This is a genomic window from Pseudomonas sp. MAFF 730105 (assembly GCF_055380705.1).
Window position 1 is genome coordinate 5,236,606 of sequence record NZ_AP018438.1, and the last position, 24,157, is coordinate 5,260,762.

Genomic DNA, 24,157 nt, shown 5'->3' on the forward strand with positions numbered 1-24,157 from the left:
TTATGCTCAATAGCAATTTGCTTAGAAAGCTGGACATGCAGGACTTGATGGTGTTCGTTGCGGTGTACGAGCAGAGCAGCGTCACAGAGGTATCCGAAGCCCTCTGCGTCAGCCAGTCAACCGTGAGCTACTGCTTGAAGAAGCTGCGCACCAGCTTCGAAGATGAATTATTCATTAATACCCGCAGTGGAATGCGTCCAACCAACAAGGCCACCGCGATGTACAGTCATATCGTCAAGATTCTTCAGACTATTAATATTTGCCATTCCGGCATTCAAACCTTCGATCCCACACAGAAAGAAATAACCTTCAATATTTGTGCACCGGAATATTTCGAATTATTGATCCTGCCCAAGTTGGTCAAGCGTTTTATTGGCAGCCAATTCCCAGTCATCATCAATATAACGAAATTTCACAAGGATATTCCTGTTGACGAACTGACGGATGGTCGCTTCGATCTAGTGATTTGTTTCGGCCCCAACTTTCATCGCAGCGCCAAGGGCTTGCGCTCGCAAGTATTACTGGAAGATGAATTAGTCTGCGTAGTCGACAGAAACGCCAACTTGCCGGACGAGGCCCTCAGCCTGGAAACATTCGTCGCGTGCCAGCATGTTTTCCCGACGCCCTGGACCTCCGACACCAACATGATTGATGGCTGGCTGGCCCGACAGGGCTATAGCCGGCAGATCGTCGCCCGAGCCAACAGCTACGTGGCGGCGCTCAATATGGTCACCGGGACCGACTTCGTGCTGACCCTGCCCCGACGCATTCAGGCACTGACCTGCGATGAGGCCAAATTCAGCCACCGCAACCCGCCAGCCGGATTACCGAACTTTACGCTGGATATGATGTGGAGCGAGAAACCCGGCCAGGACAACGCCAACGTCTGGTTTCGCGAGCAGATCGTGAAGGTCTGCGCCGAGGACGGCTTGCTCTAAGCCGGCCGGGAACCGCGCGTATCTTCGCGTGGTTCCCGGCCTGGAGCTTTCCTACAGGCAAAAAAAAATCCGGAAATCCTCACTTTCGTGGGCCTTCCAGACTTTTAAAACAGCAAAAATGGTGGGTCGTGTGGGATTCGAACCTACGACCAATTGGTTAAAAGCCAACTGCTCTACCAACTGAGCTAACGACCCGCTGTGTGGTGGCGCGTATAATACTGATTTCTAAGGACTATTCAACACCTAATTTGAAATAAATCAAAAATAAGGGGTTGGATCGCTCACACCCGCTGAGGCAAAGCCTTCGGCACGCAGGCGGCAGCTGTCGCATTTGCCACAGGCGCGGCCCTGATCGTCGGCCTGGTAGCAGGAAACGGTCAATCCATAGTTCACACCGAGCTTCACACCAGCCCTGACGATATCGGCCTTGCTGAGATTTTGCAGCGGCGCCTGGATGCGGAAGCCTTGCCCTTCCACGCCGGCCTTGGTCGCCAGGTTGGCCATGCGCTCGAAAGCTTCGACGAACTCAGGACGGCAGTCCGGGTAGCCGGAATAATCCACCGCATTGACGCCGATGAAAATGTCACGAGCTTCCAGCACTTCGGCCCAACCCAGCGCCAAGGACAGGAATACCGTGTTACGCGCCGGTACGTAGGTCACCGGTATGCCTTCACTCGGAGCTTCGGGTACAGCGATGGAGCTGTCGGTCAGGGCCGAACCACCGATGCCGTTGAGGTTCAAGCCAATCACCTTGTGCTCCACCACGCCCAGGTCCCGAGCCACTCGCTCGGCAGCGTGCAGTTCAGCGCGGTGACGCTGGCCGTAGTCGAAACTCATGGTGTAGCAGCGATAACCTTCGGCACGGGCCATGGCCACGACCGTGGCCGAATCCAAGCCACCGGACAACAGGATGACCGCTCGTTTTTCTACAATGCTCGTCTGCTCAGTCATATCAGCGCCCCGGCTCGTCATTCCAAAGATACTTATGCAACTGCAATTGCAGGCGCACCGGCAGGTTATCCGCCACCACCCAGTCCGCCAGATCCCGCGCATTCAAGTCGTGATGACTTGGCGATACCAGGACCTCACCGGCTCGCTTGTCGAGCCCATATTGGATCAGCTTGGACACGGCCCAGTCGTAATCCTCCCGCGAACAGATAACGAACTTGACCTGATCGTTGGGCGTCAGCAGTTCGATGTTCTCGTAGCGGTTACGATGCGCTTCCTTGGACCCTGGGGTTTTCAGGTCCACGACGCGACTGACACGCGGGTCGACGGCCGAGATATCCAGGGCGCCGCTGGTTTCCAGCGACACTTCATAACCTGCATCACACAGCTGCTTGAGCAAGGGAATGGCATTGGGTTGTGCCAGTGGCTCGCCACCGGTAACACAGACGTAGCGCGGGCGATAGCCGGCGACTTGCTCGAGGATGTCGTCGAGGGTCCGCAGGGTGCCGCCGCTGAAAGCGTAGGCACTGTCGCAGTATTGGCAACGCAACGGGCAACCGGTGAGGCGCACAAATACTGTGGGCAGCCCGGCCGTTCGCGTTTCACCCTGCAACGAGTAAAAAACTTCGGTAATTCTCAATGTGTCTTGCATAGTCGCCACGGGCGTAACAGCTAAACAGGCCGTCCGCCTCCGTCAGGCACTTCAAGGAACCCCGTCATCGCGCAGGCCCCAAAAAGCGTGTTTCAGAAAAAGGGCGTGAATTCTAACGAAAAAACCCGCGACAGGCGCGGGTTTCTTCATTACAGGGTCAAACCGGCTTACATGCGTTGCAGATCGCGCTGGGCCAGCTGTGCGGCAGAAGTTCCCGGATACTGGGAGACCACCTGCTGCAGAATGCCTTTGACCTTGTCGGTGTGACCCAAGCGGCGTTCTACATCAGCCAGCTTGTACAGCGAATCAGGCACCTTGGCATGCTTGGGATACAGCTGGGACACCTTGGCGAATGCCTGGCCGGCACCCTGCAGGTCGCCCTTGGCCAGGTTCACTTCACCCAACCAGTATTGGGCATTGCCCGCGTACTGGCTGCTTGGGTATTTGCGCAGGAAAGCGGCAAAGGCCTGGCTGGCCTTGTCGAAATCCTTGGCCTTGATCAGGTCGAAGGCAGCATCGTAATAGAGCTTTTCCTTCGCCGGATCAGCCGGTTCGCCACTGGCGGCAGGTGCCGGAGCGCTTGCCCCCGCGCCCGCGCCTGCGGCAGTACCGGGGGCGTTCAAGTCGCCACCGGCAGGAGAATTCTCAGGAGTCGCGGCAGGTGCAACACCGCTTCCTATGCGCCGATCAAGATCCTGGTAACGCTCCAGGTTTTCCTGCTTCATGCGCGATACTTCGTTTTGCAGAACTTCAATCGCGCCTTGTTGGCGTGAAAGCTGATCCTGCATTTGCTGCAGTTGGTTGAACAGCTCGCCCTGTGCCGAGACAGGGGCCGAAACCCCTCCCCCGGCATAGGCGCCGTTCGTACCGTAACCTGCAGGCGGATAACTGCTCCCGCTATTGTTATAGCCGGCATCGTTATCGACCACAGGAACCGCAGCCCACACCGCAAGCGGCGCGAGACTGAGAGCCAGAACAGTTACAGCACGACGGCACGTTCGCATGACGAATCAGTTCTTACGCAGTTCGACGCGACGGTTTTGAGCCCAGGACTGCTCGTCGTTGCCGGTAGCAACTGGACGCTCTTCGCCGTAGGAAACCAGTTCCAGCTGAGCTGGGGAAACACCTTGCAGTACCAGGTAGCGTTGAACGGCTTTCGCACGACGCTCGCCCAGTGCCATGTTGTACTCACGAGTACCACGTTCGTCGGTGTTGCCTTCCAGAACAACGCGAGCGCCGTTTGCTTTCAGGTCTTTGGCGTGAACGTCCAGAGCGCGCATGGCTTCTGGCTTCAGGTCCGAGCTGTCGTATTCGAAGTAGAAGGTGGTGATTGCGCGCAGAGCAGCTTCTTCGCTCATGGAGCCGTCAACTGCACCGGTGTTAGCGCCGTAACCAGCGTTCGGATCAACAGCGCCTTCACCGGCGTTGTCGCCGCCTTTGGACGAGCAACCTACAGCTACAGCCATGGCCAGAGCCAGCGCAGCAAATTTACCAAACTTCAGCATTTCCATCGTGAAACTCCTAATGAACCCCAGTGTGTTAAGTAAAACGTATTGCGCCGCGTCAGTTCAGGTAAGGGGACCAGGACGGTTCTCTGACTTCGCCTTGAGCGGTAGGAAGCGGGAGCCTCACGCGTCCATTAATGGACACGAGCATCAAGACTCCCCGGCCCTGCTGGCGGGTGGCGTAGATTACCATGGTGCCGTTGGGCGCAACAGTAGGTGACTCGTCCAGAGTGCTATCAGTGAGGATTTTTACGCTACCGCGCTGCATATCCTGGGCTGCCACCTTGAAATTGGTGAAACCGTCCTGGCGATGGATCATCACCAGGGTCTTCTCGTCCGCCGACAATTTAGGGTTGGCGTTGTAGTTACCGACGAAGGTCACGCGCTCGGCACCGCCGCCACCGGCACTGGTCTTGTAGATCTGCGGCTTGCCACCACGGTCGGAGGTGAAGTAGATGGTCGAGCCATCCTTGCCCCAGAACGGTTCGGTGTTGATGCCCGGGCCGTTGGTGACACGGGAGATCGAACGCGAGGCCAGGTTCATCACATAGATGTCCGGGTTACCGTCCTTGGATAGCACGAACGCCAGGCGGTTACCGTCCGGCGACCAGGCTGGCGCGCCGTTCAGGCCTTCGAAGTTGGTGATCTGCTCGCGGCGACCGGTGTCGATGTGCTGCACGAAGATGCGCGGACGCTTCTGCTCGAACGACACATAGGCGATGCGCTTGCCATCGGGAGCGAAACGCGGCGACAGGATCGGCTCGCGCGATTGCAGCAGGGTGACCGCGCGGGCGCCGTCGTAGTCGGAGCGCTGCAGGGTGTAGCGGGTGTTTTTCTCGGAGAAACGTTCGGCCGTCACGTAGAGCATGCGGGTAGAGAATGCACCCTTGATGCCGGTGAGTTTCTCGAACGACTGGTCGGAGATGTAGTGCGCCATGTCACGCAGTTGATCAGTGCTGCCCGACACGCTGCCGGTCAACACCTGCTGCTCGGTGGCGACGTTGAACAGGGCGTATTGCACCTGCAGGCGGCCGCCGGCCGGAACGATGCTGCCAACCATGATGTACTGGGCGCCCAGGGCCTTCCAGTCACGGTAGATGACTTCGCTGGCCTGGGTGGGCAGGCTGATCATGTTCTGCTTCGGAATCGGCGCGTAGTAACCCGAGTTGCGCAGGTCGTTGCCGATGATTTCCGCCATATCGTCCGGCAGGACGCTACCGCCCTGCCAGCCGAACGGTACGACGGCGATCGGGGTCGCCCGATCGCTGCCGCTGGTGACCAGAATGTTCTTTTCCTCTGCCACCGCTATCCCTGCCAGGCAGCAGATAACGACAAGCATTCCTCGAAGAAGGTTTCTCACAAGGCTAGATCCTCAGGTGTGAATGTCATCTTGAATGAACGATAGGGAGCGAAATCGCTCGACTTCATTCCTTGCATTTCCGTCAATCGTCCAATGTTCTTGACCGCTGCAACCGCCGAAGCATCGAAAGGTCCATCGCCGCTGGACTTGGCCACGCTGACCGAGGCCACCGTACCATCCGGCAACATGCCGATCTGCAATACCACCGTCATGCCTTGGCGCGCCGAAGGTGGACGAGCCCAACCCTCTGCCGCCCGGGCACGAATCAGATCATCGAAGCTACCGGCGACTTCATCGCCTTGCTCATCGGCCAAGGCCTGCTGGCGCTGCGGCGTGTCGGAAAGCAGGTCTGCCAAGGCCTGGGCCTTCTTCTCTTCGGCAGATTTGCGCGCTGCGTCCTGGGCCTTTTTCTTGGCGGCGTCGGCGGCGGCTTTCTTCTTCGCGTCTTCGGCGACTTTCTTTTTCGCCTCGTCAGCTTCAGCTTTCTTCTTGGCGTCTTCGGCCGCTTTCTTCTTCGCGTCCTCGACAATCTTCTTCTTGGCCTCTTCGGCGGCCGCTTTCTTGGCCTCTTCCTCAGCGGCTTTCTTGGCTTCTTCTTCGGCTTTCTTCTTGGCTATATCAGCCAATTGTTTCTCTTCTGCCTTCTTGGCCTCGGCTTTTTTCGCCTCATCGGCTTTCTTGGCCTCGTCAGCTTTTTTCGCCTCGTCGGCCTTCTTCGCTTCTTCGGCCTTTTGAGCGGCTTCCTCTTTCTTTTGTTCCGCCGCCTTTATCGCTTCCTGCTCGACCTTCTTCTGCTCCATCTGCTCGACTTCAGTCTGCCGCGCAGCGGACTTCTTCGCCTCGCCGGCCAGCTTCTGGTTGGTCTGAGTAGTGGCCTGGCTCTTCGACTTGAGCTGATAAAGGGTCGCCTGCACGATCGGCTTGGCCGGCGGCAGCTCCGGCGTCATGGCAAAACTGACGAACAGCATGCCGAACACCAGCACGTGCAGGCCGATTGCCAGGACACTGGGCCAGAAGTAGCTTTCCGAGGCGGACGGCTCTCGCTGTTGCTGCATCAGGGCGCCTCGGTGATCAAGCCAACATTACCGACTCCGGCTTTCTGCAGACCGCCCATCGCGCCCATCACGGCACCGTAGTCGACGGTCTTGTCGCCGCGAATGAAGACCTGAGTGCGCTTGCCGGCATCGTTGCCGACACGAATGATCTTGGTCACCGCATCGGTCATCTGGGGCAGGGTCATGGCCCGGTCCTGCTGCTTCTCGGTATCGACTTCGCTGCCAAGGTTCCAGTAGTAGGTCTTGTCAGCCTTGATCGAAATGGTCAGGACCTGGGTGTTGTTGTCCTGCGGCAAGGCTTCGCTGGAAACCTTGGGCAGATCGACCTTCACGCCCTGATTGAGCATCGGCGCGGTCACCATGAAGATGACCAGCAGCACCAGCATCACGTCGATGTAGGGCACCACGTTCATCTCGGCAACCGGCTTGCGCTTGTTTCGGGCTCGAGCGATTAAAGCCATCGGGAAATACCTGCTTATTCTTCGCTGGTGTGCACTTTGCGGTGCAGGATCGCCTGGAATTCATCGGCGAAGGTGTAGTAACGGCCGATCAGCGTCTCGCTGCGGGCAGCGAAGCGGTTGTAGGCGATAACGGCCGGGATGGCCGCGAACAGGCCAATGGCGGTAGCGACCAGTGCCTCGGCGATACCCGGGGCCACGGTGGCCAGGGTGGCCTGCTGGGCGGAGGCCAGGCCGCGGAAGGAGTTCATGATCCCCCACACGGTACCGAACAGGCCGATGTACGGACTGACCGAACCGACGGTGGCCAGGAACGGCAAGCTCTGCTCGAGCTTTTCTTCCTCACGGGAAATGGCGACGCGCATGGCACGAGCCACGCCTTCCATCACCGCCTCAGGGTCGACGCCCGGCTGCTGGCGCAGACGGGAGAACTCCTTGAAACCGGCACGGAAGATCTGCTCTACGCCCGAATCCGGATCCGGGTTGCTGCCCGCCTGGCGGTACAGCTTGGACAGGTCGATACCCGACCAGAAGCGCTCTTCAAAGCTCTCCAAGGCACGGCGACCGGCGCGCAGCAGGTTGCTGCGCTGAAAAATCATGATCCATGAGGTCACCGATGCGGCTACCAGGGTCAGCATTACCAGTTGCACCACGACGCTGGCATTGCTGACCAGGCTCCACATGGAGGTATGGTCGACGACGTTAGCTTCCACGCTTTATCTCCTGCTCTGAGTGTGTACCCGCGCCGCTCACGTCGGCAAAGGCCGCACGTAGAGCTTCGGGAATGGCCCGGGGTTTCAAACTATGGGTGCGCACACAGGCCACCAAAAACTGCCCTTCACAGAGCAGCGCATTATCCGTAGCCCGCCTGACCTGCTGCTTGAAGCGCAGGCTGACACGGTTCAACTCGATGACATCGGCACTTACCAGAAGCTCGTCGTCCAGTCGCGCCGGCGCGTGGTAACGCGCTTCGCTGGAATGCACGACGAATAACAGATCCTCCCCTGCCAGCGCGGATTGGGCGAAACCCAGTTCCCGCAGCCGTTCGGTTCGAGCCCGTTCCATAAACTTGAGGTAATTGACGTAGTAAACGATGCCGCCCGCATCGGTGTCCTCGTAATAAACGCGACAGCGATGTGCGAACGACTCCAGCCCGTTTTGCGCGCGCATACTCTAGTGCTTACTCCTCAGGTTGCCAATCGGCGGCAACTGTTTTTTCATTCTCGAGTGCATAGACGCTCCGGACGTCGTCTGGGACAGCACAATCCGGAAAAAAGTCGCTGCACAAAAGTCGTTCAATCGTCCACGGCATCGAGGAATTCGTCTACCACCGGCATCTCGCCCATTCGTGTCGGGATGTTTAAGCCGAAGTGCAGGTAAGCATGGCGCGTCACCACCCGCCCGCGCGGGGTGCGCATGATATAGCCCTGTTGGATCAGGTACGGCTCCAGGACATCCTCGATGGTATGGCGCTCTTCGCTGATGGCCGCGGCCAGGCTGTCCACCCCCACCGGACCACCGTCGAACTTCTCGATCATGGTCAGCAGCAGGCGTCGGTCCTGATGGTCGAAACCACGCTCGTCGATGTCCAGCAGGTTCAACGCCAGGTCGGCAATCGGCTTGGTGATGTGGCCCTTGGCCCGGACCTCGGCAAAATCCCGGACCCGGCGCAGCAGCCGGTTGGCGATCCGCGGCGTACCCCGGGCCCGACGCGCCACTTCATAGGCGCCATCCGGGTCCAGTGGCAACCCGAGGATGCCCGCCGAGCGGCTGACGATCGTGGCCAGGTCCGCGTTGCTATAGAACTCCAGGCGCTGGACGATGCCGAAACGGTCGCGCAGCGGGTTGGTGAGCATGCCAGCGCGGGTGGTGGCACCCACCAGGGTGAAGGGCGGCAGATCCAGCTTGATGGAACGCGCCGCCGGGCCTTCGCCGATCATGATGTCGAGCTGGAAATCTTCCATGGCCGGATACAGCACTTCCTCGACGATCGGCGACAGCCGATGGATTTCGTCGATGAACAACACATCGTGAGGCTCGAGATTGGTCAACAACGCCGCCAGGTCGCCCGGACGCTCGAGGACCGGACCGGAGGTGCTCTTGATCGACACGCCCATCTCCTGGGCGATGATGTTGGCCAGGGTAGTCTTGCCCAAGCCCGGCGGGCCGAAGATCAAGGTGTGATCCAGCGACTCGCTACGCCCCCGGGCCGCCTGGATGAACAACTCCATCTGCTCGCGCACGGTCGGTTGGCCGATGTAGTCAGCCAGGCTGACGGGGCGAATCGCACGGTCCTGGACTTCCTCGCGGTCACGGGGCGCACCCGTGGCGGCGATCAGACGGTCAGCTTCAATCACTTAGATCATTCCCTTCAGGGCGCGACGAATCATGTCTTCAGTACTCAAGCCTTTTTCCTTGATGGCGGAAATCGCCTTGCTGGCTTCCTGCGGCTTGTAGCCCAGGGAGATCAGCGCAGTGACCGCGTCGTTCTCGGCACTGGCCGCTGGCACCGGTGCATCCGGCTGGTTCGGCACCAGCGCGAACATGGCCGGTACCGCTTCCCAGGCCTTGAAGCGGTCCTTGAGCTCCACCAGCAGGCGTTCGGCGGTTTTCTTGCCGACACCTGGCACCTTGGTCAGAGCCGACGTGTCCTGGGATTGCACGCAACGCACCAGCTCGTCGACTTCCAGGCTCGACATCAAGGCCAGGGCCAGTTTCGGGCCAACGCCATTGAGGCGGATCAACTCACGGAAGAAATCCCGCTCACGCTTGCCGACAAAGCCATAGAGTAACTGTGCATCCTCGCGCACGACCAAATGGGTGTGCAACGTCAGCGGCTCACCGACCGACGGCAAGCGATACAGTGTGGTCATGGGCACTTCCAGCTCATAGCCCAGGCCATTTACATCCAGAATCAGATGCGGCGGCTGTTTTTCAGCCAGGGTGCCGCGCAAGCGTCCAATCACGTTTCAGATCCTTGGGCATTGACCAGCCGCTGGCTGGCGAATAACAGCCCGGGCATGAAGGCCGACAACACAGGCGCAACAGACTCGGGCATGAATGAGTGCGCTGATGCTATCAGAGACGCAGGCGCCCGCCACGACTGCGTGCGGTTCCCAGACCATGAGGCAACAGGCTGGAACGGGTATGGGCATGGCAAATGGCGATGGCCAGGGCGTCGGAGGCGTCAATCTGCGGCTTGCTGACCAGCTTCAACAGGTGCATCACCATCATTTGCACCTGCTCCTTGTTTGCCGCCCCCGTTCCGACGACCGCCTGTTTGACCTGGGTCGCGGTGTACTCAGCGATCTCCAGGCTCTCCTCGGCGCCCGCAACAATCGCCGCCCCCCGGGCCTGCCCCAGCTTCAAGGCGGAATCGGCGTTGCGCGCCATGAACACCTTTTCGATGCCCATGGTGACCGGACCATAGGTCTGGATGACTTCACGCACGCCGCGATAAACGATCTGCAGGCGCTCATGCAATTCACCTGCCCCGGTGCGGATGCAGCCGGACGCGACATAGACACAGCCGCGCCCGGTGTCGCGAACCACGCCGTAGCCGGTAATGCGCGAACCGGGGTCGATGCCAAGGATTAAAGTCATAACGCCTGCGGTTTGAAGATGGAATTATTTGAACCTGTGGGAGCGAGCCTGCTCGCGATGGCGATCCTCCTGCAACTTTTTTGCAAACTGGACGACCGCTATCGCGAGCAGGCTCGCTCCCACATTCAGAACGGCGACGACGAGTCAGCCCAGCTGCTCGGCCACTGACTCCGGAATATCGGCATTGGAATAGACGTTTTGCACGTCATCCAGGTCCTCGAGCATGTCGATCAGCTTGAGCACTTTCTCGGCGCCTTCAAGATCCAGTTCGGCGCTGGTGGTCGGCTGCATGACGATTTCCGCGTCGGCCGGCTTGAACCCAGCCGCTTCCAGGGCGTTGCGCACGGCATAGAAACTGGCGAACGACGTGAACACGTCGAACGAGCCGTCTTCATGGCCAACCACGTCATCGGCGTCGGCTTCCAGGGCGGCTTCCGTCAGGGCATCTTCATCCAGGCCCGGCGCGAAGCTGATCTGTCCCTTGCGCTCGAACAGATAAGCCACCGAACCGTCGGTACCGAGGTTGCCACCACATTTGCTGAAGGCGTGACGCACGGCTGCCGCGGTACGGTTGCGGTTGTCGGTCATGCATTCGACCATCACCGCCACGCCGCCTGGGCCGTAACCTTCGTAGGTCAGCTCTTCAACGTTGTCAGCCTCGGTCGCACCGGCGCCGCGGGCAATGGCCCGGTCGATGATATCGCGGCTCATGTTGGCACCGAGCGCCTTGTCCAGAGCCAGGCGCAGACGCGGGTTGGACCCTGGATCGCCGCCACCCTGGCGGGCCGCGACCGTCAGCTCACGGATCCACTTGGTGAAGATCTTGCCCCTCTTGGCATCCTGACGTTCTTTGCGGTGCTTGATGTTCGCCCACTTGGAATGACCTGCCATAACTCGCTCCGGTTCTTCTTGAAACGTTGCCCGCCCTGCGCTCGCGCAGTGGCGGACAAGCAGAAATATCGACACCAACGAAAAGGCGCATCCGAAGATGCGCCTTCAGGTGTCAGCCTTACTCAGCCTTTGGCTGTTCACGCAGGCGGATGTGCAGCTCGCGCAGCGCCTTGGCATCCACCGCACCCGGGGCCTGGGTCATGACATCGGCCGCGCTCTGGGTTTTCGGGAATGCGATCACTTCACGGATCGACTGGGCGCCGGTCATCAGCATCACCAGGCGATCCAGGCCGAAGGCCAGGCCACCGTGGGGTGGCGCGCCGAACTTCAGGGCGTCGAGCAGGAAGCCGAATTTCTCTTCCTGTTCCGCTTCGTCGATGCCCAACAGGCGGAACACCGCCTGCTGCATGTCCTTGCGGTGGATACGGATCGAACCGCCACCCAGCTCGGTGCCGTTCAGGACCATGTCGTAGGCGCGCGACAAAGCGGTAGCCGGGTTGGCTTCCAGCTCTTGCGGCGTGCATTTCGGCGCGGTGAACGGGTGATGCAGGGCGGTGAAGCTGCCATCGTCGTTCTCTTCGAACATCGGGAAGTCAACGACCCACAACGGCGCCCATTCGCAAGTCAGCAGCTCGAGATCGTGACCAACCTTGATCCGCAACGCACCCAGGGCTTCGCTGACGATCTTGGCCTTGTCGGCGCCGAAGAACACGATATCGCCGTCGACCGCGCCAACGCGATCGAGGATCACATTCAGATTGGCTTCAGGGATGTTCTTGACGATTGGCGATTGCAGGCCTTCGACGCCTTTGGCGCGCTCGTTGACCTTGATGTACGCCAGGCCCTTGGCACCGTAGATGCCGACGAACTTGGTGTAGTCGTCGATCTTGCTGCGCGGCATGCTCGCCGCACCCGGCACACGCAAGGCGGCTACGCGGCATTTCGGATCGTTGGCCGGACCGCTGAAAACCTTGAATTCGACATCCTTGAGCTGGTCGGCCACGTCCACCAGTTCCAGCGGGATACGCAGGTCCGGCTTGTCGGAACCGTAGCGGCGCATGGCCTCGTCCCAGGTCATGTGCGGGAAATCACCGAATTCCAGACCCAGCACTTCCTTGAACAGGTTGCGGATCATGCCTTCGGTCAGGCCCATGATGTCTTTTTCGTCGAGGAAGCTGGTCTCGATGTCGATCTGAGTGAACTCAGGCTGACGGTCGGCACGCAGGTCTTCGTCGCGGAAGCACTTGGCTATCTGGTAGTAACGGTCGAAGCCGGCCACCATCAGCAGTTGCTTGAACAGCTGCGGCGATTGCGGCAGGGCGAAGAAGCTGCCGGGGTGGGTACGGCTCGGCACCAGGTAGTCGCGAGCGCCTTCCGGCGTGGCACGGGTCAGGATCGGCGTCTCGACGTCGAGGAAGCCGTTCTCATCCAGGTAGCGACGGATGCTGGTGGTCATGCGCGAACGCAGGCGCAGCTTCTCGGCCATTTCCGGACGACGCAGGTCGATGAAGCGATAGCGCAGGCGGGTTTCTTCGCCCACGTCGGAAAACTCGTTGAGCGGGAACGGCGGGGTTTCCGCTTCGTTGAGCACTTCCAGCTCATGACCCAGCACTTCGATCATGCCGGACGCCATGTTGGCATTGCCGGCACCGGCCGGACGCAGACGCACCTTGCCGGTGATCTTGACCACGTATTCGCTGCGCACGCGGTCGGCGGTGGCGAAGGTTTCAGCACGGTCCGGATCGAACACCACCTGGGCCAGGCCTTCACGATCACGGATATCGAGGAAAATCACCCCGCCATGGTCACGGCGACGATGGACCCATCCGCAAAGAGTAACTTCCTGACCTTCCAGGCTTTCGTTCAGTTGGCCGCAATAATGGCTGCGCATCATGGTAGTGGTTTCACTTCTCGTAATTCGACATTCGGTTGGAGGCCCTGCCCATGCAAGAACCCGCGCGTATTCATCTCAGTCAGCTTTGTCGCCACCGGCGAGGTTTTTCTTGGCGCCGGTCTTGAAGTCGGTTTCATACCAGCCCGTACCGCCGAGGCGGAAACCCGGCATGGACAGCATTTTTTTCAGTTCCGGCGCCTGGCAGGCAGGGCAGTCGACCAGCGGTGCTTCGCTGATCTTTTGGATGGCTTCCATCTGATGACCACAGGAAGCACATTGATAGTCGTACATCGGCATGGGTTGTCTCGGCGATCAGGTTAATCGCGCAAAAGCTGGGCTTTGCGGCAAAGAGCGGGATTATATCCATTAAATGCAGCCTGTGCAGCCGTAGGGGCGTTCTCCATTCGTTTCCACGGGATGGGAAAACGAATCTGGAAGCCCCCAAGGCTCCACAGGGCACCTACCGGCCCGACTGACTCACTGTGGAGCTCCACGCCAATGACGCTCCACGACCTCCATGCCGGCCTCCTTCAAACTGTGCACCACGCAGACCACACGAACCAGGCCGCTGAAGTTACGGACTCCGCCATGGCGCAGGTGCACCTCCCTGTCGACATGGGACAACAGCGTGTTGATGGAGCAGTTGTTGAGCTGGGCCATGTCGCCGAGGATCTCCCAATAGACCCGCTCCAGCCGAAGACAGGTGGCGAACCCGTTCAAACGGATGGATCGGGACAAGGGCCGGGCCAGCTGCATATCGAACCCACTGACGAACGGGTCGATAGCGATGGACTGCGCGCCCTCCCTCGATTCTTTTCCTTGAATCATACCGTTGACACTCCTTTGCCATACGAACCTCTCAGTCAGGACAACCAATCTGGTGCCCTATGGAAGCTCAACGGAGTCGCCAGATCCAGATGACTTTTTGACCGGCAACGTAGGACAAGCCAACAGCTGGCAGACGATGAATTACATCGTCCTACACACGATGGGTTACCCCAACAGCAGGCGCAAGACTGATCGGAAAGCCCGATACAAGGAAAGACTAACGGTTGCGACACACGGGCGATGATGCACCGACCCCACCATCGCCCGCCAGGGGCTTACCGTTCGTCCAGCAGGGAGCGCAGCATCCACGCGGTTTTTTCGTGAACCTGCATGCGCTGGGTCAGCAGGTCGGCGGTCGGCTCATCGCTGACCTTGTCCAGCAAGGGGAAGATACCGCGGGCCGTGCGCGTCACCGCCTCCTGGCCATCGACCAGTTGACGGATCATGTCTTCGGCACCGGGCACGCCCTCCTCTTCCTTGATGGAAGACAAGCGTGCATACACCGAATAGGCCCCCGGCGCGGGAAAACCGAGCGCACGAATACGCTCGGCAATCAGATCCACCGCCAGCGCCAGTTCGTTGTATTGCTCCTCGAACATCAGATGCAGGGTCCGAAACATCGGCCCCGTGACGTTCCAGTGGAAATTGTGGGTCTTGAGATACAACACGTAGGTGTCCGACAACAAACGTGAAAGCCCGTCGACGATGGACTTGCGATCTTCTTCACTGATACCGATATCAATTGCCATGTTGGTTGATCTCCTGACGGTGATGAATTCCACAGCGTAGCGGGTGTTGTCGCCAGTAGCCTGCGACAAATCGCCAGCCCTGCTGAACCGACAAGCCAGGACGCCGGACGGTTCCGCAGCCAGAAGGATAAGCGCCCCTTCCTGTGGGAGCGAGCCTGCTCGCGATGGCGGTCTGTCAGTTGCTGAAGGTATTGCTGACCCGCCGCCATCGCGAGCAGGCTCGCTCCCACGGGCGTGCAGCTCTCCGGCCGACGAACAGCGCGGCACGCACCTGTTACGAGTTTGAGAAGGCCTGGGCTTTGCTGTTAAATAGGCAGTGTGTCGCTACACCTATTTTCCCGGGTATAGCGCATAGGCTGATTCGGGTCCGTGTCCAGCGCCTCTCATTGTTCTGAAGCGAACCGTCCCCGACCAGCTCTTCCTTGTGATCCGTCTTAACCGTGAGTCAATCAAAATGTTGAAAATCGTCCACTTGCTAATGGGCGCAGCTGCCCTGCTGCTGTCCTTCATCCCTAGCCTGGGTTCCGAAGCCACACCTTACCTGCAACATCCCGACGCGCTTTACCTGGCCTTCTTCGGCCTGCTCAACCTGACCCTCGCACCTGTCATCCCTTACTGGCACAAAGGTCCTCGTCATCAACTGCAAAACCTGGTCAGCGCACTACTGGTGCTGGCCGTCGCCCTGCAAACCCTGAGCCTGCTGGCGCCCATGCCGGAAATCAGTGGGCAACCGGCCATCCTGTTCAGCCTCGCTGCGGCGCTGCTTGCCGTAGCACTGCACCTGGCCGTCAGCTTCTACAAGAAGTCGTCGCCGTCTGCAGCGACCCAGAACTACGACATGTCCAACCGCGATACCGGCACCGTGAAGTGGTTCAACACCTCCAAGGGCTTTGGCTTTATCTCCCGCGATTCCGGCGATGACATTTTCGTGCATTTCCGGGCCATCCGCGGCGAAGGCCATCGCGTACTGGTCGAAGGTCAGCGCGTGGAGTTTTCCGTGATGCACCGCGACAAAGGCCTGCAAGCCGAAGACGTCATCGCCGCGCTGCCGCGACGCTGATCCCAGGCACGAAAAAACCGCGAGCAGCCAGGCTGCATCGCGGTTTTTTTATGACCTGTCGCCCGGGCGATCAGTAATGCGGGGGCGGCGCCTCTTCCTCGACGGATTCGAACTGCCCAGCCATTTCCTCCTGCCGCTTGAGCAACGCCGCCATCTGCAACTGCAAACGCTCGACGACTCGCTGCTGCTCCACCAACACATCATTCAACGCCTGGATGGTGTCATCCTGAAATGCCAGGCGAGTTTCCAGATCGGTAACACGCGCCTCAAGATCCACGGTTCAACCCTCCATAAATTTGAAATCGTCGGTCAGCGCCATCCGCAACCGCTCGCGAATGGCTGTCACCTGTTCCGCATTATAAGGCCGGGCCGGATGCTTGCCCCAGACAGGCGACGGCCAGGCGGCGTCTTCATGCCTGCGCACGATGACGTGCATGTGCAACTGGCTGACGACGTTACCCAACGCCGCAACGTTCAACTTATCGGCGTCAAAGGAGTCCTTGAGAATTTCGGCCAGCGCAGTGGTCTCTTTCCACAGCTGGCGTTGATCAAGGTCATCGAGCTGAAACAACTCACTGATATCTTCCCGTCTTGGTACAAGAATGAACCACGGGTAATTCGAATCATTGGACAACAGCAACCGGCATAGCGGGAAATCGCCAATGGGCAATGTGTCCTGTTGCAGTCGTGAATCTAAAACAAACACCGCGCGTACTCCTTGCTCGTTATCAGGGCAGCCCGGTTTGGGCCTGTATCGCCTATTCGCAGCATACCCCCGAATAGCCGAACGTTCACTGCGTACCCTTCCCAGGCATGACGACAACGCTTGTTTGCGGGCTGAACGCCTTGACGCCCGACAGGCACACGCACCAAATTGGCGCAACCAGCCTCCCGAAGCACGGATACGACGGCCCCGGGATCCAGCGAAACACCGAGCCTTGTGCAATTCACGATTTTTTTGCACCAAAACCGCACAAAGCGTCTACGCTCAGTGCTCGAAGTATCCGGGATTTACTCACTGACAGGGTGAACCGGTAACGTTTTTGGTTGTCGCGGGCCGTTTACGGATTTCCAACACGATAGTGGCACAGCAGTCAACCCTATTTAAAACAAGGCCTTTGAGCCCCGGTTTCATGAGGTTTCACCGCGTCAAACGGAAGAGTGTGAAAAAAATGTGAACAAAATTCGGGTTTGTGCATGCTTGTTGCATTCATCCCGGACATCGCCTTCAGGGAATCGTAGGAACGAGAACCTGCTGGCCTATAAATAAAGTGGCAAGGTTGCCCTCACGGAGCTTCAAGCGCAGTAACGAAGGACTCTTTACGCCGACGCCGAAGAAAGAAAAAGCAACATTCAAGTTGCGAAACCCGATTGCGTCGGAGCAGCCCCATTACGACATGGATCGAGCCATTGGCGACATGGTCGTAAAGAAGCTGAAAGGTTGGATGGGCAAGTATCGCCAATAGGGTCGGCGTGATATAAGTTTGCGCCGGCACAAAAAGAAAGAGCCGCCCAGATAATAAAACAGGTGGGACGGCAGTACTCTTCTAAAACCAAAGGAGCAAATCACGATGCGCGTGATGAAGTGGAGCATGATCGCACTGGCTGTTTCGGCCGGTGTTTCGCAGTTCGCAGTGGCGTCCTCCCAAGACGAGTCCAAAGGCTTTTTTGAAGATCAGAGCCTGAAATCCAAAACTCGTTTCGAGTACATGAACCGTGACTATAAGAACGGCGCAGGTAACGTTGCAAAGCCGGGTGGCGGTTTTAAAAGTGGCTACCGCCAGGACTCCGGCCTGAGCGAATTGCTGACCTACGAGTCGGGCTTCACTCAAGGTACCGTCGGTTTCGGTCTGGACGCCATGGCAATGGGTTCGGTCAAACTGGACGGTGGCTCGGGCCGCCGTGGTAACGGCCTGTTCGCCAACGACAGTGACGGCAACCCGGAAAAATCCCAAGGTAAAGTGGGCGGTGCCGTTAAACTGCGCCTGTCCGATACCGTCCTGAAATACGGCCAGCAATTCGTTGCCAGCCCGGTTTTCGCTACTGACGACAGCCGTCTGATTCCAGAAGTCGCTACCGGTACCTTGATCACCTCCAAAGAGATCAAAGGCCTGGAACTGAGCGCAGGTCGCTTCACCTCGCTGAGCAAACAAACCGGTATGGGCCGTGACAGCATCGGCGGTCTGCCCGATGAAAACGGCAATGGCGGCAAAGGCCTGACCAACATCAACATTTTCGGTGCAAGCTACGCCTTCACCGATAACTTCACCGGTGCCTTGGCTGCATCCGATGCTGACGACTACTTCAAGAAGTACTACGTCAACCTGAACTACACGATGCCAATCAGCGAAGATCAGTCGCTGAACATCGACTTCAACGGCTATAAAACCAAAGGCGAGAGCCGCGGCGATCTGGTTGACGCAATTGGCGATGGCACCCAGGGCGTAGACAACAACCTGTGGTCCCTGGCCGCAGCCTATAGCATCGGTGCTCACAAGTTCACCATCGCTCACCAACGCTCCAGCGGTGACAACGCTTACTACTATGGCGTAGACGGCAACGGCACGATCTTCGTTGCCAACTCCATCCAGATCTCCGACTTCGTCGGCCGCGACGAGCGTTCGTGGCAAGCTCGCTACGACCTGAACATGAAAACCTACGGTGTTCCAGGCCTGAGCTTCATGACCCGCTACGTAATGGGTGACCACATCACCACTAACGGTCTGGGCGAAGGTAAGGAAAACGAGTGGAACGTTGAGTCCAAGTACGTCATGCAAGAAGGTCCAGCCAAAGACCTGTCGTTCCGTCTGCGCTTCGCCAACTACCGCTCGAACGGCGCGTACAGCGGCTATTCGTCTGACGTCTATGACACCCGCCTGATCGTCGAATACCCACTGAGCATCCTGTAACTCAGCGGTCATTCGATAGCTGTACCGCAACATAAAAAACCGCTCACTGATCAAGGTGAGCGGTTTTTTTTATGCGCCGATAGAACAACCTGACGCAACTTCATAAATAGCTAGCTAACTAAATACAACCTGACTCGATCGACAGGTTATATCTATCTTTGCTATCTCACCGTTTCTTCCTGAACAACCCGAATCACCCGCTGCGGAAACGGAATATCAATCCCGGCATCTTTCAAGCGATCTCGCGCCTGTTCATTGAACATGAACATGACACTCCAGTAATCCGCAGTCTTGACCCACACTCGCAACGACACCGTGATCGAACTGTCACCCAGGGTGGAAATCACCGCTTCAGGCGCCGGATCGGCCAGCACGCGCTCATCCTTGGCCAGATTCAACAAAACTTCGCGCGCTTTTTGCAGATCCGCTTGGTAATCCACCCCCACATCGAACACCACTTTGCGGGTCGGCTGGCGATTGGTGTTGGTGATGATGCCGTTCGACAGGTTGCCGTTGGGCACGATCACCGTCTTGTTGTCACCGGTGCGCAGCACGGTATGGAAGATCTGGATGCTGTCGACCGTGCCGGCAATGCCTTGGGCCTCGATCCAGTCGCCAATACGGAACGGGCGAAACAACAGGATCAGCACGCCGCCGGCGAAGTTTGCCAGGCTGCCCTGCAATGCCAGGCCGATTGCCAAGCTCGCCGCACCAATGGCGGCGACGAACGAGGTGGTTTCCACGCCGATCATCGAGGCAACGCTAATCGCCAACAATATCTTCAGGATGATATTGGCCAGGGTACTGATAAACCCTTGCAGTGCCAGGTCAGCGTTACGCAGGGCCAGCAATGCACCCAGTTTTTGCGTGACCTTGTTGATCAACCACCAGCCGATGGCCAGGGTGATGAGTGCCAGCAACACGCGGCTGCCATATTCCATGACCATCGGTATCGCGGCCTGGGAGGTTTTGATCAGGTGATCCACTTCTGCATTCAAGTCCATTCGACTCTCCTTTATAACCATAAGCACGCATGTGGCGAGGAAGCCCGCTCCCCCACCACCCTATTCCTGAACAGCCTGGCGTCCTGTCAGTCGCGGAAGTTATTGAACTGTAGCGGCATACCGAATTCTTTGGCGCGCAGTGCGGCGATGGCTTCCTGCAAGTCGTCGCGCTTCTTGCCGGTAACCCGCACCTGCTCGCCCTGGATGGCGGCCTGGACCTTGAGCTTGGCATCCTTGATGTGAGCAACAATCTTCTTTGCCAGCTCCTTGTCGATGCCTTCCTTGAGCACGGCTTCCTGTTTCATTACCTTGCCCGAAGCATAGGCATCCTTGATCTCGAGGCATTGCACGTCGATCTTGCGCTTGACCAGCGCCATCTTGAGGATCTCGATCATCGCTTCGAGCTGGAACTCGGCTTCGGCGGTCAGGTTGACGGTCAGGTCCTTTTCCTTGAACTCGAAGCTGCCCTTGCCCTTGAGGTCATAGCGACGGTCGAGCTCCTTGATGGCGTTTTCAACCGCGTTGGTGGCTTCGTGCTTGTCCAGTTCGGATACCACGTCGAATGACGGCATGTAGAGTTCTCCAATAAAAAAGGCGCACAGGTGGCCTGTGGTTAAAATCGCGCTCATTATAACGAGTCTTTCCCAGCCGATACTGTGAGCACCCAAGATGCCCGCACCAAACCGAGTAAAAAGCTGATGTCCACCACCTGGCACGTCCTGGGGGCCGGCAGTCTCGGCACATTATGGGCCACGCGCCTGGCCCGGGCCGGTCTGCCGGTACGGCTGGTGCTGCGCGACGAGGACCGGTTGCAGGCCTATCGGAGCGCCGGTGGCCTGACGTTGGTGGAACAGGGCGAGCCGCAGTGCTATCCGGTGCCGGGTGAAACAGCTGACGGCCCCGGGCCGATCAGGCGCCTGCTGCTGGCCTGCAAGGCCTATGACGCGGAAGCAGCGGTGGCCTCGGTGGCCCATCGCCTGGACGCCGAGTCGGAACTGATCCTGCTGCAGAATGGCCTCGGCAGCCAGGACGCGGTGGCGAACCGCGTCCCCCAGGCCCGTTGCATCAGCGCCTCCAGCACTGAAGGCGCGTTCCGCGACGGTGACTGGCGCGTGGTGTTCGCCGGTCACGGCTACACCTGGCTCGGTGACCCCGCTCACCCCGTTGCACCGTTCTGGCTGGACGACCTGAGCGCCGCCGGTATTCCCCACGAATGGAGCGCGGACATCCTCACCCGGCTCTGGCGAAAACTGGCGCTCAACTGCGCGATCAACCCACTGACCGTGTTGTATCACTGCAAGAATGGCGGCCTGCAGGAACATCGTTGCGAAGTGGCGACCCTGTGCGCGGAACTCACCGACCTGCTCGAACGCTGCGGCCAGCCCGCGGCGGCCGAAGCCTTGCAGCCGGAAGTCGAACGGGTGATCCAGGCCACCGCCGCCAATTATTCCTCGATGCACCAGGATGTCACTAACAGGCGCCGCACCGAAATCAGCTATCTGCTCGGCCACGCCTGCAAGGTCGCCCGACGGCACGAGCTGGCGCTACCGCATCTGGAACAGCTGCGCCAGCGGCTGATCGGTCACTTGAACAACCTCGGATTGCCCAGCGACTGAGCAGCGGCTACGCTGGCCTCGTGTTCCTTTTCAGCGACGAATCTGATGCCATTGCGCCAGCGCCTTGAAAACCTCCCGGTCGGCCAGAAACTGTTGGCCGCCCTGCTGGTGTTGTTGACCACTGTCCTGCTGGTCGCCAACCTGACCTTTATCAGCGCCGCCTATTACATTTCCCAGGAAAGCATGGCCCCCCAGGCCCTGCAGACCATCGGCCGGCTGATCGCCAACCCGAGCCTGATCTCCGATGCCCTGCAGTCGCCGCAAGGCGCCAAGCGTCTGCTCGACGAACTCAACAGCTACACCCCGCTGCGGGCGGCGGCGCTGTATGACGGTGAGGGCGAGCGCCTGGCACAACTGCAACAGGGTGAGAAGCTCAAGCTGCCAGATCATTTCCGCAGTGTGCAGGCCTGGCAGGCCGGTGAATTCCGCAGCAACCAGGTCATCACCCTGCCCCGCCCCGGCACGGCGCCGGGCCACCTGTTGCTGGTCGCCAGCAGTGAACTGCCTACGGCGTTCTACACCGGCACCCTGACCGCCAGCCTCGGCATCCTGATTTTCAGCGTGCTGCTGTGGTTGGTCATCGCCCAGCAGATCAAACGCCTGATCACCCAGCCGATTCATCAGTTGGAAGAGCTGTCGCGCCAGGTCACCCGAGAGGAAAACTATTCCCTGCGCGCCGCACGTGGCAACCATGACGAAATCGGCAGCCTGGCCGAAGCCTTCAATACCATGCTGTCACGGATCGAGGCCCGGGAGCAGCAGCTCAAGCGCGCCCGGGACGACTCCCAGGCGGCCTACGATCAGGCCCAGGGCCTGGCGGAAGAAACCCGACACACCAACCGCAAGCTGGAGCTCGAAGTCCAGGTGCGCAGCAAGATCGAGAAAAAGCTCACCGGCTTCCAGAACTACCTCAACAGCATCATCGACTCCATGCCGTCGGCCCTGATCGCCCTTGATGAACAGCTCTACGTCACCCAATGGAACCAGGAGGCCAGCGCCCTGTCCGGCACCCGGCTGGACGAAGCACTGAATCAGCCGATCTTCCTCGCGTTCGAACCCCTCAAACCCTACCTGCCGCAGCTCAAGCAAACGGTCGAGCAGCACACGGTGGCCAAGATCGAGCGTGTCACCTGGACCAAGGACGATGAAGCCCGGCACTATGCCCTGACCTTCTACCCGTTGATGGGGGGGGCCGGGCGCGGGGTGGTGATCCGGATCGATGACATCACCCAGCGCCTGTCGCTGGAAGAAATGATGGTGCAGTCGGAAAAAATGCTCTCGGTCGGCGGCCTCGCGGCAGGCATGGCCCACGAGATCAACAACCCGCTGGGGGCCATCCTGCACAACGTGCAGAACATCCGCCGACGCCTGTCACCGGAACTGCCCAAGAACCTCGAACAGGCCGAGCAACTGGGTATCGAACTGCAGGTGGTCAATCAATACCTCCAGGGCCGGGACATCCCGCAGTTGCTCGATGGCATCCAGCAGGCCGGCGCCCGGGCAGCGAAAATCGTCACTCACATGCTCAGTTTCAGCCGTCGCAGTACACGACAGATGGCCCCCTGCGACCTGCCAGCCCTGATCGACCAGGCGGTGGAAATCGCCGGCAACGATTTCGACCTGGCGATCGGCTTCGACTTCAAGGGCCAGGCGATCATCCGTCAGTTCGACCCGAACCTGGGCCCTGTGCCCGGCACCGCCAACGAATTGGAGCAGGTGCTGCTCAACCTGTTGAAGAACGCCGCCCAGGCCATCCACCAACGCCAGGACGACAGCGAACCCGGGCGCATCATCCTGCGTACGCGGCTGAACCCGCCCTGGGCGGAAATCCAGGTCGAGGACAACGGCATCGGCATGAGCGAGAACGTGCGCAAACGCACCTTCGAGCCCTTCTTCACCACCAAGGAAATCGGCCAGGGCACGGGCCTGGGGCTGTCGGTGTCGTATTTCATCATCACCAACAATCACAAGGGCCAGATGGAAGTGCAGTCGGCGCCGGGCCAAGGCACCTGCTTCACCTTGCGCCTGCCCCTGGCAGGCACTTCGATGATGCCCCAAGAACACAAGCAACTGGAGCGTTGAGCATGGGCTTTCGCCTGTCGAAGATTTACACCCGCACCGGCGACAAGGGTGAAACCGGGTTGGGCGATGGTCGTCGCGTGGCGAAGGACCACCCACGGGTCGAGGCCATCGGTGAAGTGGACAGCTTGAACAGCCAGCTGGGCTTGCTGCTGGCAGGGCTCGGCGACGAAGCGAGCCGATACCCGGCACTGAGAGAGGTCATCGAAGTGTTGGCGCCTTGTCAGCATCGTCTGTTCGACCTCGGCGGCGAACTGGCGATGCCGGCCTACCAGGCACTGACCACGGCGGAGGTCGAGCGACTGGAAGCAGCGATCGATTTGTGGAATGAGGAACTGGGGCCGTTGGAGAACTTCATCCTGCCTGGCGGCTCGACCCTGGTGGCCCAGGCCCACGTCTGCCGCAGCCTGGCCCGTGGCGCCGAGCGCCGTTGCCAGCAGTTGAACGCCGTCGAGCCGCTGGCCGGGCCGGGGCTGGCCTATATCAATCGAATGTCGGATCTGTTGTTCGTGGCGGCGCGGGTGATTGCCCGGCGCCAGGGCGTGGCGGAGGTGCTTTGGGTGGCGGCGGCCAAGCCTGGGGAGTGATCCGTTGTCCGTGAGGACGCC

Annotated in this window: 28 protein-coding genes and 1 tRNA gene; 7 read left to right on the forward strand and 22 right to left on the reverse strand. The window is 59.4% G+C overall.

Translation table 11 applies throughout. From position 1 onward, the window contains the following. Positions 1-2: 2 nt before the first annotated feature. Positions 3-938, forward strand: a complete 936-nt coding sequence (locus PCOSP_RS22895; RefSeq protein ID WP_175363049.1) for a LysR family transcriptional regulator — start codon at positions 3-5, stop codon at positions 936-938. A 119-nt stretch (positions 939-1,057) separates the two neighbouring features. Here PCOSP_RS22895 and PCOSP_RS22900 read toward each other — a convergent pair. From PCOSP_RS22900 to ruvC, 13 genes are all read right to left on the reverse strand, one after another. Further along, positions 1,058-1,133: transfer RNA gene (locus PCOSP_RS22900), tRNA-Lys, on the reverse strand. A 63-nt stretch (positions 1,134-1,196) separates the two neighbouring features. Beyond that, the gene (queC, locus tag PCOSP_RS22905) at positions 1,197-1,871 is read right to left on the reverse strand and encodes a 7-cyano-7-deazaguanine synthase QueC (protein WP_464711993.1); all 675 of its coding nucleotides are present in this window, start codon (positions 1,869-1,871) and stop codon (positions 1,197-1,199) included. Between the two features lie 19 nt (positions 1,872-1,890). After that, entirely contained in the window at positions 1,891-2,538 is a 648-nt protein-coding gene (queE, locus tag PCOSP_RS22910) for a 7-carboxy-7-deazaguanine synthase QueE (RefSeq protein ID WP_041021787.1), read from the reverse strand. Positions 2,539-2,705: 167 nt separating this feature from the next. Continuing rightward, positions 2,706-3,542, reverse strand: coding sequence for a tol-pal system protein YbgF (gene ybgF / locus PCOSP_RS22915; protein WP_464709568.1), 837 nt, complete (start codon positions 3,540-3,542; stop codon positions 2,706-2,708). 6 nt (positions 3,543-3,548) lie between these two features. Further along, positions 3,549-4,049 carry a peptidoglycan-associated lipoprotein Pal gene (gene pal / locus PCOSP_RS22920; protein WP_024779460.1) on the reverse strand — a complete coding sequence of 167 codons (501 nt, stop codon included), beginning with the start codon at positions 4,047-4,049 and terminating at the stop codon, positions 3,549-3,551. Positions 4,050-4,101: 52 nt separating this feature from the next. Next, the gene (gene tolB, locus PCOSP_RS22925) at positions 4,102-5,403 is read right to left on the reverse strand and encodes a Tol-Pal system beta propeller repeat protein TolB (RefSeq protein WP_041021168.1); all 1,302 of its coding nucleotides are present in this window, start codon (positions 5,401-5,403) and stop codon (positions 4,102-4,104) included. Further along, entirely contained in the window at positions 5,400-6,458 is a 1,059-nt protein-coding gene (gene tolA / locus PCOSP_RS22930) for a cell envelope integrity protein TolA (protein ID WP_139645239.1), read from the reverse strand. Before tolA ends, tolB begins: the two co-directional genes overlap by 4 nt. Beyond that, entirely contained in the window at positions 6,458-6,910 is a 453-nt protein-coding gene (gene tolR, locus PCOSP_RS22935; protein ID WP_161796096.1) for a protein TolR, read from the reverse strand. The genes tolA and tolR overlap by 1 nt, the downstream gene beginning before the upstream one ends. Before the next feature lie 23 nt (positions 6,911-6,933). Beyond that, positions 6,934-7,629, reverse strand: a complete 696-nt coding sequence (gene tolQ, locus PCOSP_RS22940; RefSeq protein WP_042728759.1) for a protein TolQ — start codon at positions 7,627-7,629, stop codon at positions 6,934-6,936. Then, a complete protein-coding gene (ybgC, locus tag PCOSP_RS22945; protein ID WP_464709569.1) occupies positions 7,619-8,086 on the reverse strand; it encodes a tol-pal system-associated acyl-CoA thioesterase in 468 nt (155 codons plus the stop codon). The genes tolQ and ybgC overlap by 11 nt, the downstream gene beginning before the upstream one ends. Positions 8,087-8,211: 125 nt before the next feature. Continuing rightward, a complete protein-coding gene (ruvB, locus tag PCOSP_RS22950) occupies positions 8,212-9,273 on the reverse strand; it encodes a Holliday junction branch migration DNA helicase RuvB (RefSeq protein WP_175363048.1) in 1,062 nt (353 codons plus the stop codon). Further along, a complete protein-coding gene (gene ruvA, locus PCOSP_RS22955) occupies positions 9,274-9,882 on the reverse strand; it encodes a Holliday junction branch migration protein RuvA (RefSeq protein WP_024779454.1) in 609 nt (202 codons plus the stop codon). A gap of 112 nt (positions 9,883-9,994) precedes the next feature. Further along, positions 9,995-10,519, reverse strand: a complete 525-nt coding sequence (gene ruvC, locus PCOSP_RS22960; RefSeq protein WP_024776477.1) for a crossover junction endodeoxyribonuclease RuvC — start codon at positions 10,517-10,519, stop codon at positions 9,995-9,997. Positions 10,520-10,537: 18 nt separating this feature from the next. Here ruvC and PCOSP_RS22965 point away from each other — a divergent pair, with 18 nt between their 5' ends. Next, complete coding sequence (locus PCOSP_RS22965; protein ID WP_175363047.1) at positions 10,538-10,687, forward strand: hypothetical protein; 150 nt, start codon at positions 10,538-10,540, stop codon at positions 10,685-10,687. Here PCOSP_RS22965 and PCOSP_RS22970 read toward each other — a convergent pair. From PCOSP_RS22970 to PCOSP_RS22990, 5 genes are all read right to left on the reverse strand, one after another. After that, positions 10,664-11,410, reverse strand: coding sequence for a YebC/PmpR family DNA-binding transcriptional regulator (locus PCOSP_RS22970; protein WP_039591693.1), 747 nt, complete (start codon positions 11,408-11,410; stop codon positions 10,664-10,666). The genes PCOSP_RS22965 and PCOSP_RS22970 overlap by 24 nt on opposite strands. A 118-nt stretch (positions 11,411-11,528) precedes the next feature. Further along, positions 11,529-13,304: an aspartate--tRNA ligase gene (aspS, locus tag PCOSP_RS22975; RefSeq protein WP_024776475.1), complete on the reverse strand. Its 1,776-nt coding sequence runs from the start codon at positions 13,302-13,304 to the stop codon at positions 11,529-11,531. 75 nt (positions 13,305-13,379) lie between these two features. Further along, complete coding sequence (locus tag PCOSP_RS22980; RefSeq protein WP_024776474.1) at positions 13,380-13,601, reverse strand: FmdB family zinc ribbon protein; 222 nt, start codon at positions 13,599-13,601, stop codon at positions 13,380-13,382. 180 nt (positions 13,602-13,781) lie between these two features. Further along, positions 13,782-14,132: a ribbon-helix-helix domain-containing protein gene (locus tag PCOSP_RS22985; RefSeq protein ID WP_464709570.1), complete on the reverse strand. Its 351-nt coding sequence runs from the start codon at positions 14,130-14,132 to the stop codon at positions 13,782-13,784. 275 nt (positions 14,133-14,407) lie between these two features. Beyond that, positions 14,408-14,881, reverse strand: coding sequence for a Dps family protein (locus PCOSP_RS22990; RefSeq protein ID WP_047701202.1), 474 nt, complete (start codon positions 14,879-14,881; stop codon positions 14,408-14,410). Positions 14,882-15,335: 454 nt separating this feature from the next. Here PCOSP_RS22990 and PCOSP_RS22995 point away from each other — a divergent pair, with 454 nt between their 5' ends. Next, positions 15,336-15,941: a cold-shock protein gene (locus PCOSP_RS22995; RefSeq protein ID WP_139645232.1), complete on the forward strand. Its 606-nt coding sequence runs from the start codon at positions 15,336-15,338 to the stop codon at positions 15,939-15,941. Between the two features lie 70 nt (positions 15,942-16,011). Here PCOSP_RS22995 and PCOSP_RS23000 read toward each other — a convergent pair whose 3' ends face one another. Both PCOSP_RS23000 and PCOSP_RS23005 read right to left on the reverse strand, forming a co-directional pair. Then, entirely contained in the window at positions 16,012-16,218 is a 207-nt protein-coding gene (locus PCOSP_RS23000; protein WP_041021693.1) for a SlyX family protein, read from the reverse strand. 3 nt (positions 16,219-16,221) lie between these two features. After that, positions 16,222-16,647, reverse strand: coding sequence for an HIT domain-containing protein (locus PCOSP_RS23005; RefSeq protein ID WP_464709571.1), 426 nt, complete (start codon positions 16,645-16,647; stop codon positions 16,222-16,224). A gap of 865 nt (positions 16,648-17,512) precedes the next feature. Here PCOSP_RS23005 and PCOSP_RS23010 point away from each other — a divergent pair. Beyond that, positions 17,513-18,850, forward strand: coding sequence for an OprD family porin (locus PCOSP_RS23010; RefSeq protein ID WP_175384683.1), 1,338 nt, complete (start codon positions 17,513-17,515; stop codon positions 18,848-18,850). A gap of 161 nt (positions 18,851-19,011) precedes the next feature. On the opposite strand, the gene PCOSP_RS23015 is transcribed toward PCOSP_RS23010, so the two are convergent. Next, on the reverse strand, positions 19,012-19,854 hold the full coding sequence (locus PCOSP_RS23015; protein WP_139645226.1) for a mechanosensitive ion channel family protein: 843 nt from the start codon (positions 19,852-19,854) through the stop codon (positions 19,012-19,014). A gap of 86 nt (positions 19,855-19,940) precedes the next feature. Continuing rightward, positions 19,941-20,426: a YajQ family cyclic di-GMP-binding protein gene (locus tag PCOSP_RS23020; protein WP_055126711.1), complete on the reverse strand. Its 486-nt coding sequence runs from the start codon at positions 20,424-20,426 to the stop codon at positions 19,941-19,943. A gap of 126 nt (positions 20,427-20,552) precedes the next feature. Between PCOSP_RS23020 and PCOSP_RS23025 the strand changes: the two genes are divergently transcribed. The 3 genes from PCOSP_RS23025 to PCOSP_RS23035 are packed head-to-tail and all read left to right on the forward strand — an operon-like array spanning position 20,553 to position 24,136. After that, entirely contained in the window at positions 20,553-21,470 is a 918-nt protein-coding gene (locus PCOSP_RS23025; RefSeq protein WP_175363043.1) for a putative 2-dehydropantoate 2-reductase, read from the forward strand. A gap of 45 nt (positions 21,471-21,515) precedes the next feature. Next, complete coding sequence (locus tag PCOSP_RS23030; protein ID WP_139645223.1) at positions 21,516-23,552, forward strand: sensor histidine kinase; 2,037 nt, start codon at positions 21,516-21,518, stop codon at positions 23,550-23,552. 2 nt (positions 23,553-23,554) lie between these two features. Next, the gene (locus tag PCOSP_RS23035) at positions 23,555-24,136 is read left to right on the forward strand and encodes a cob(I)yrinic acid a,c-diamide adenosyltransferase (protein WP_464709573.1); all 582 of its coding nucleotides are present in this window, start codon (positions 23,555-23,557) and stop codon (positions 24,134-24,136) included. Positions 24,137-24,157 lie beyond the last annotated feature (21 nt).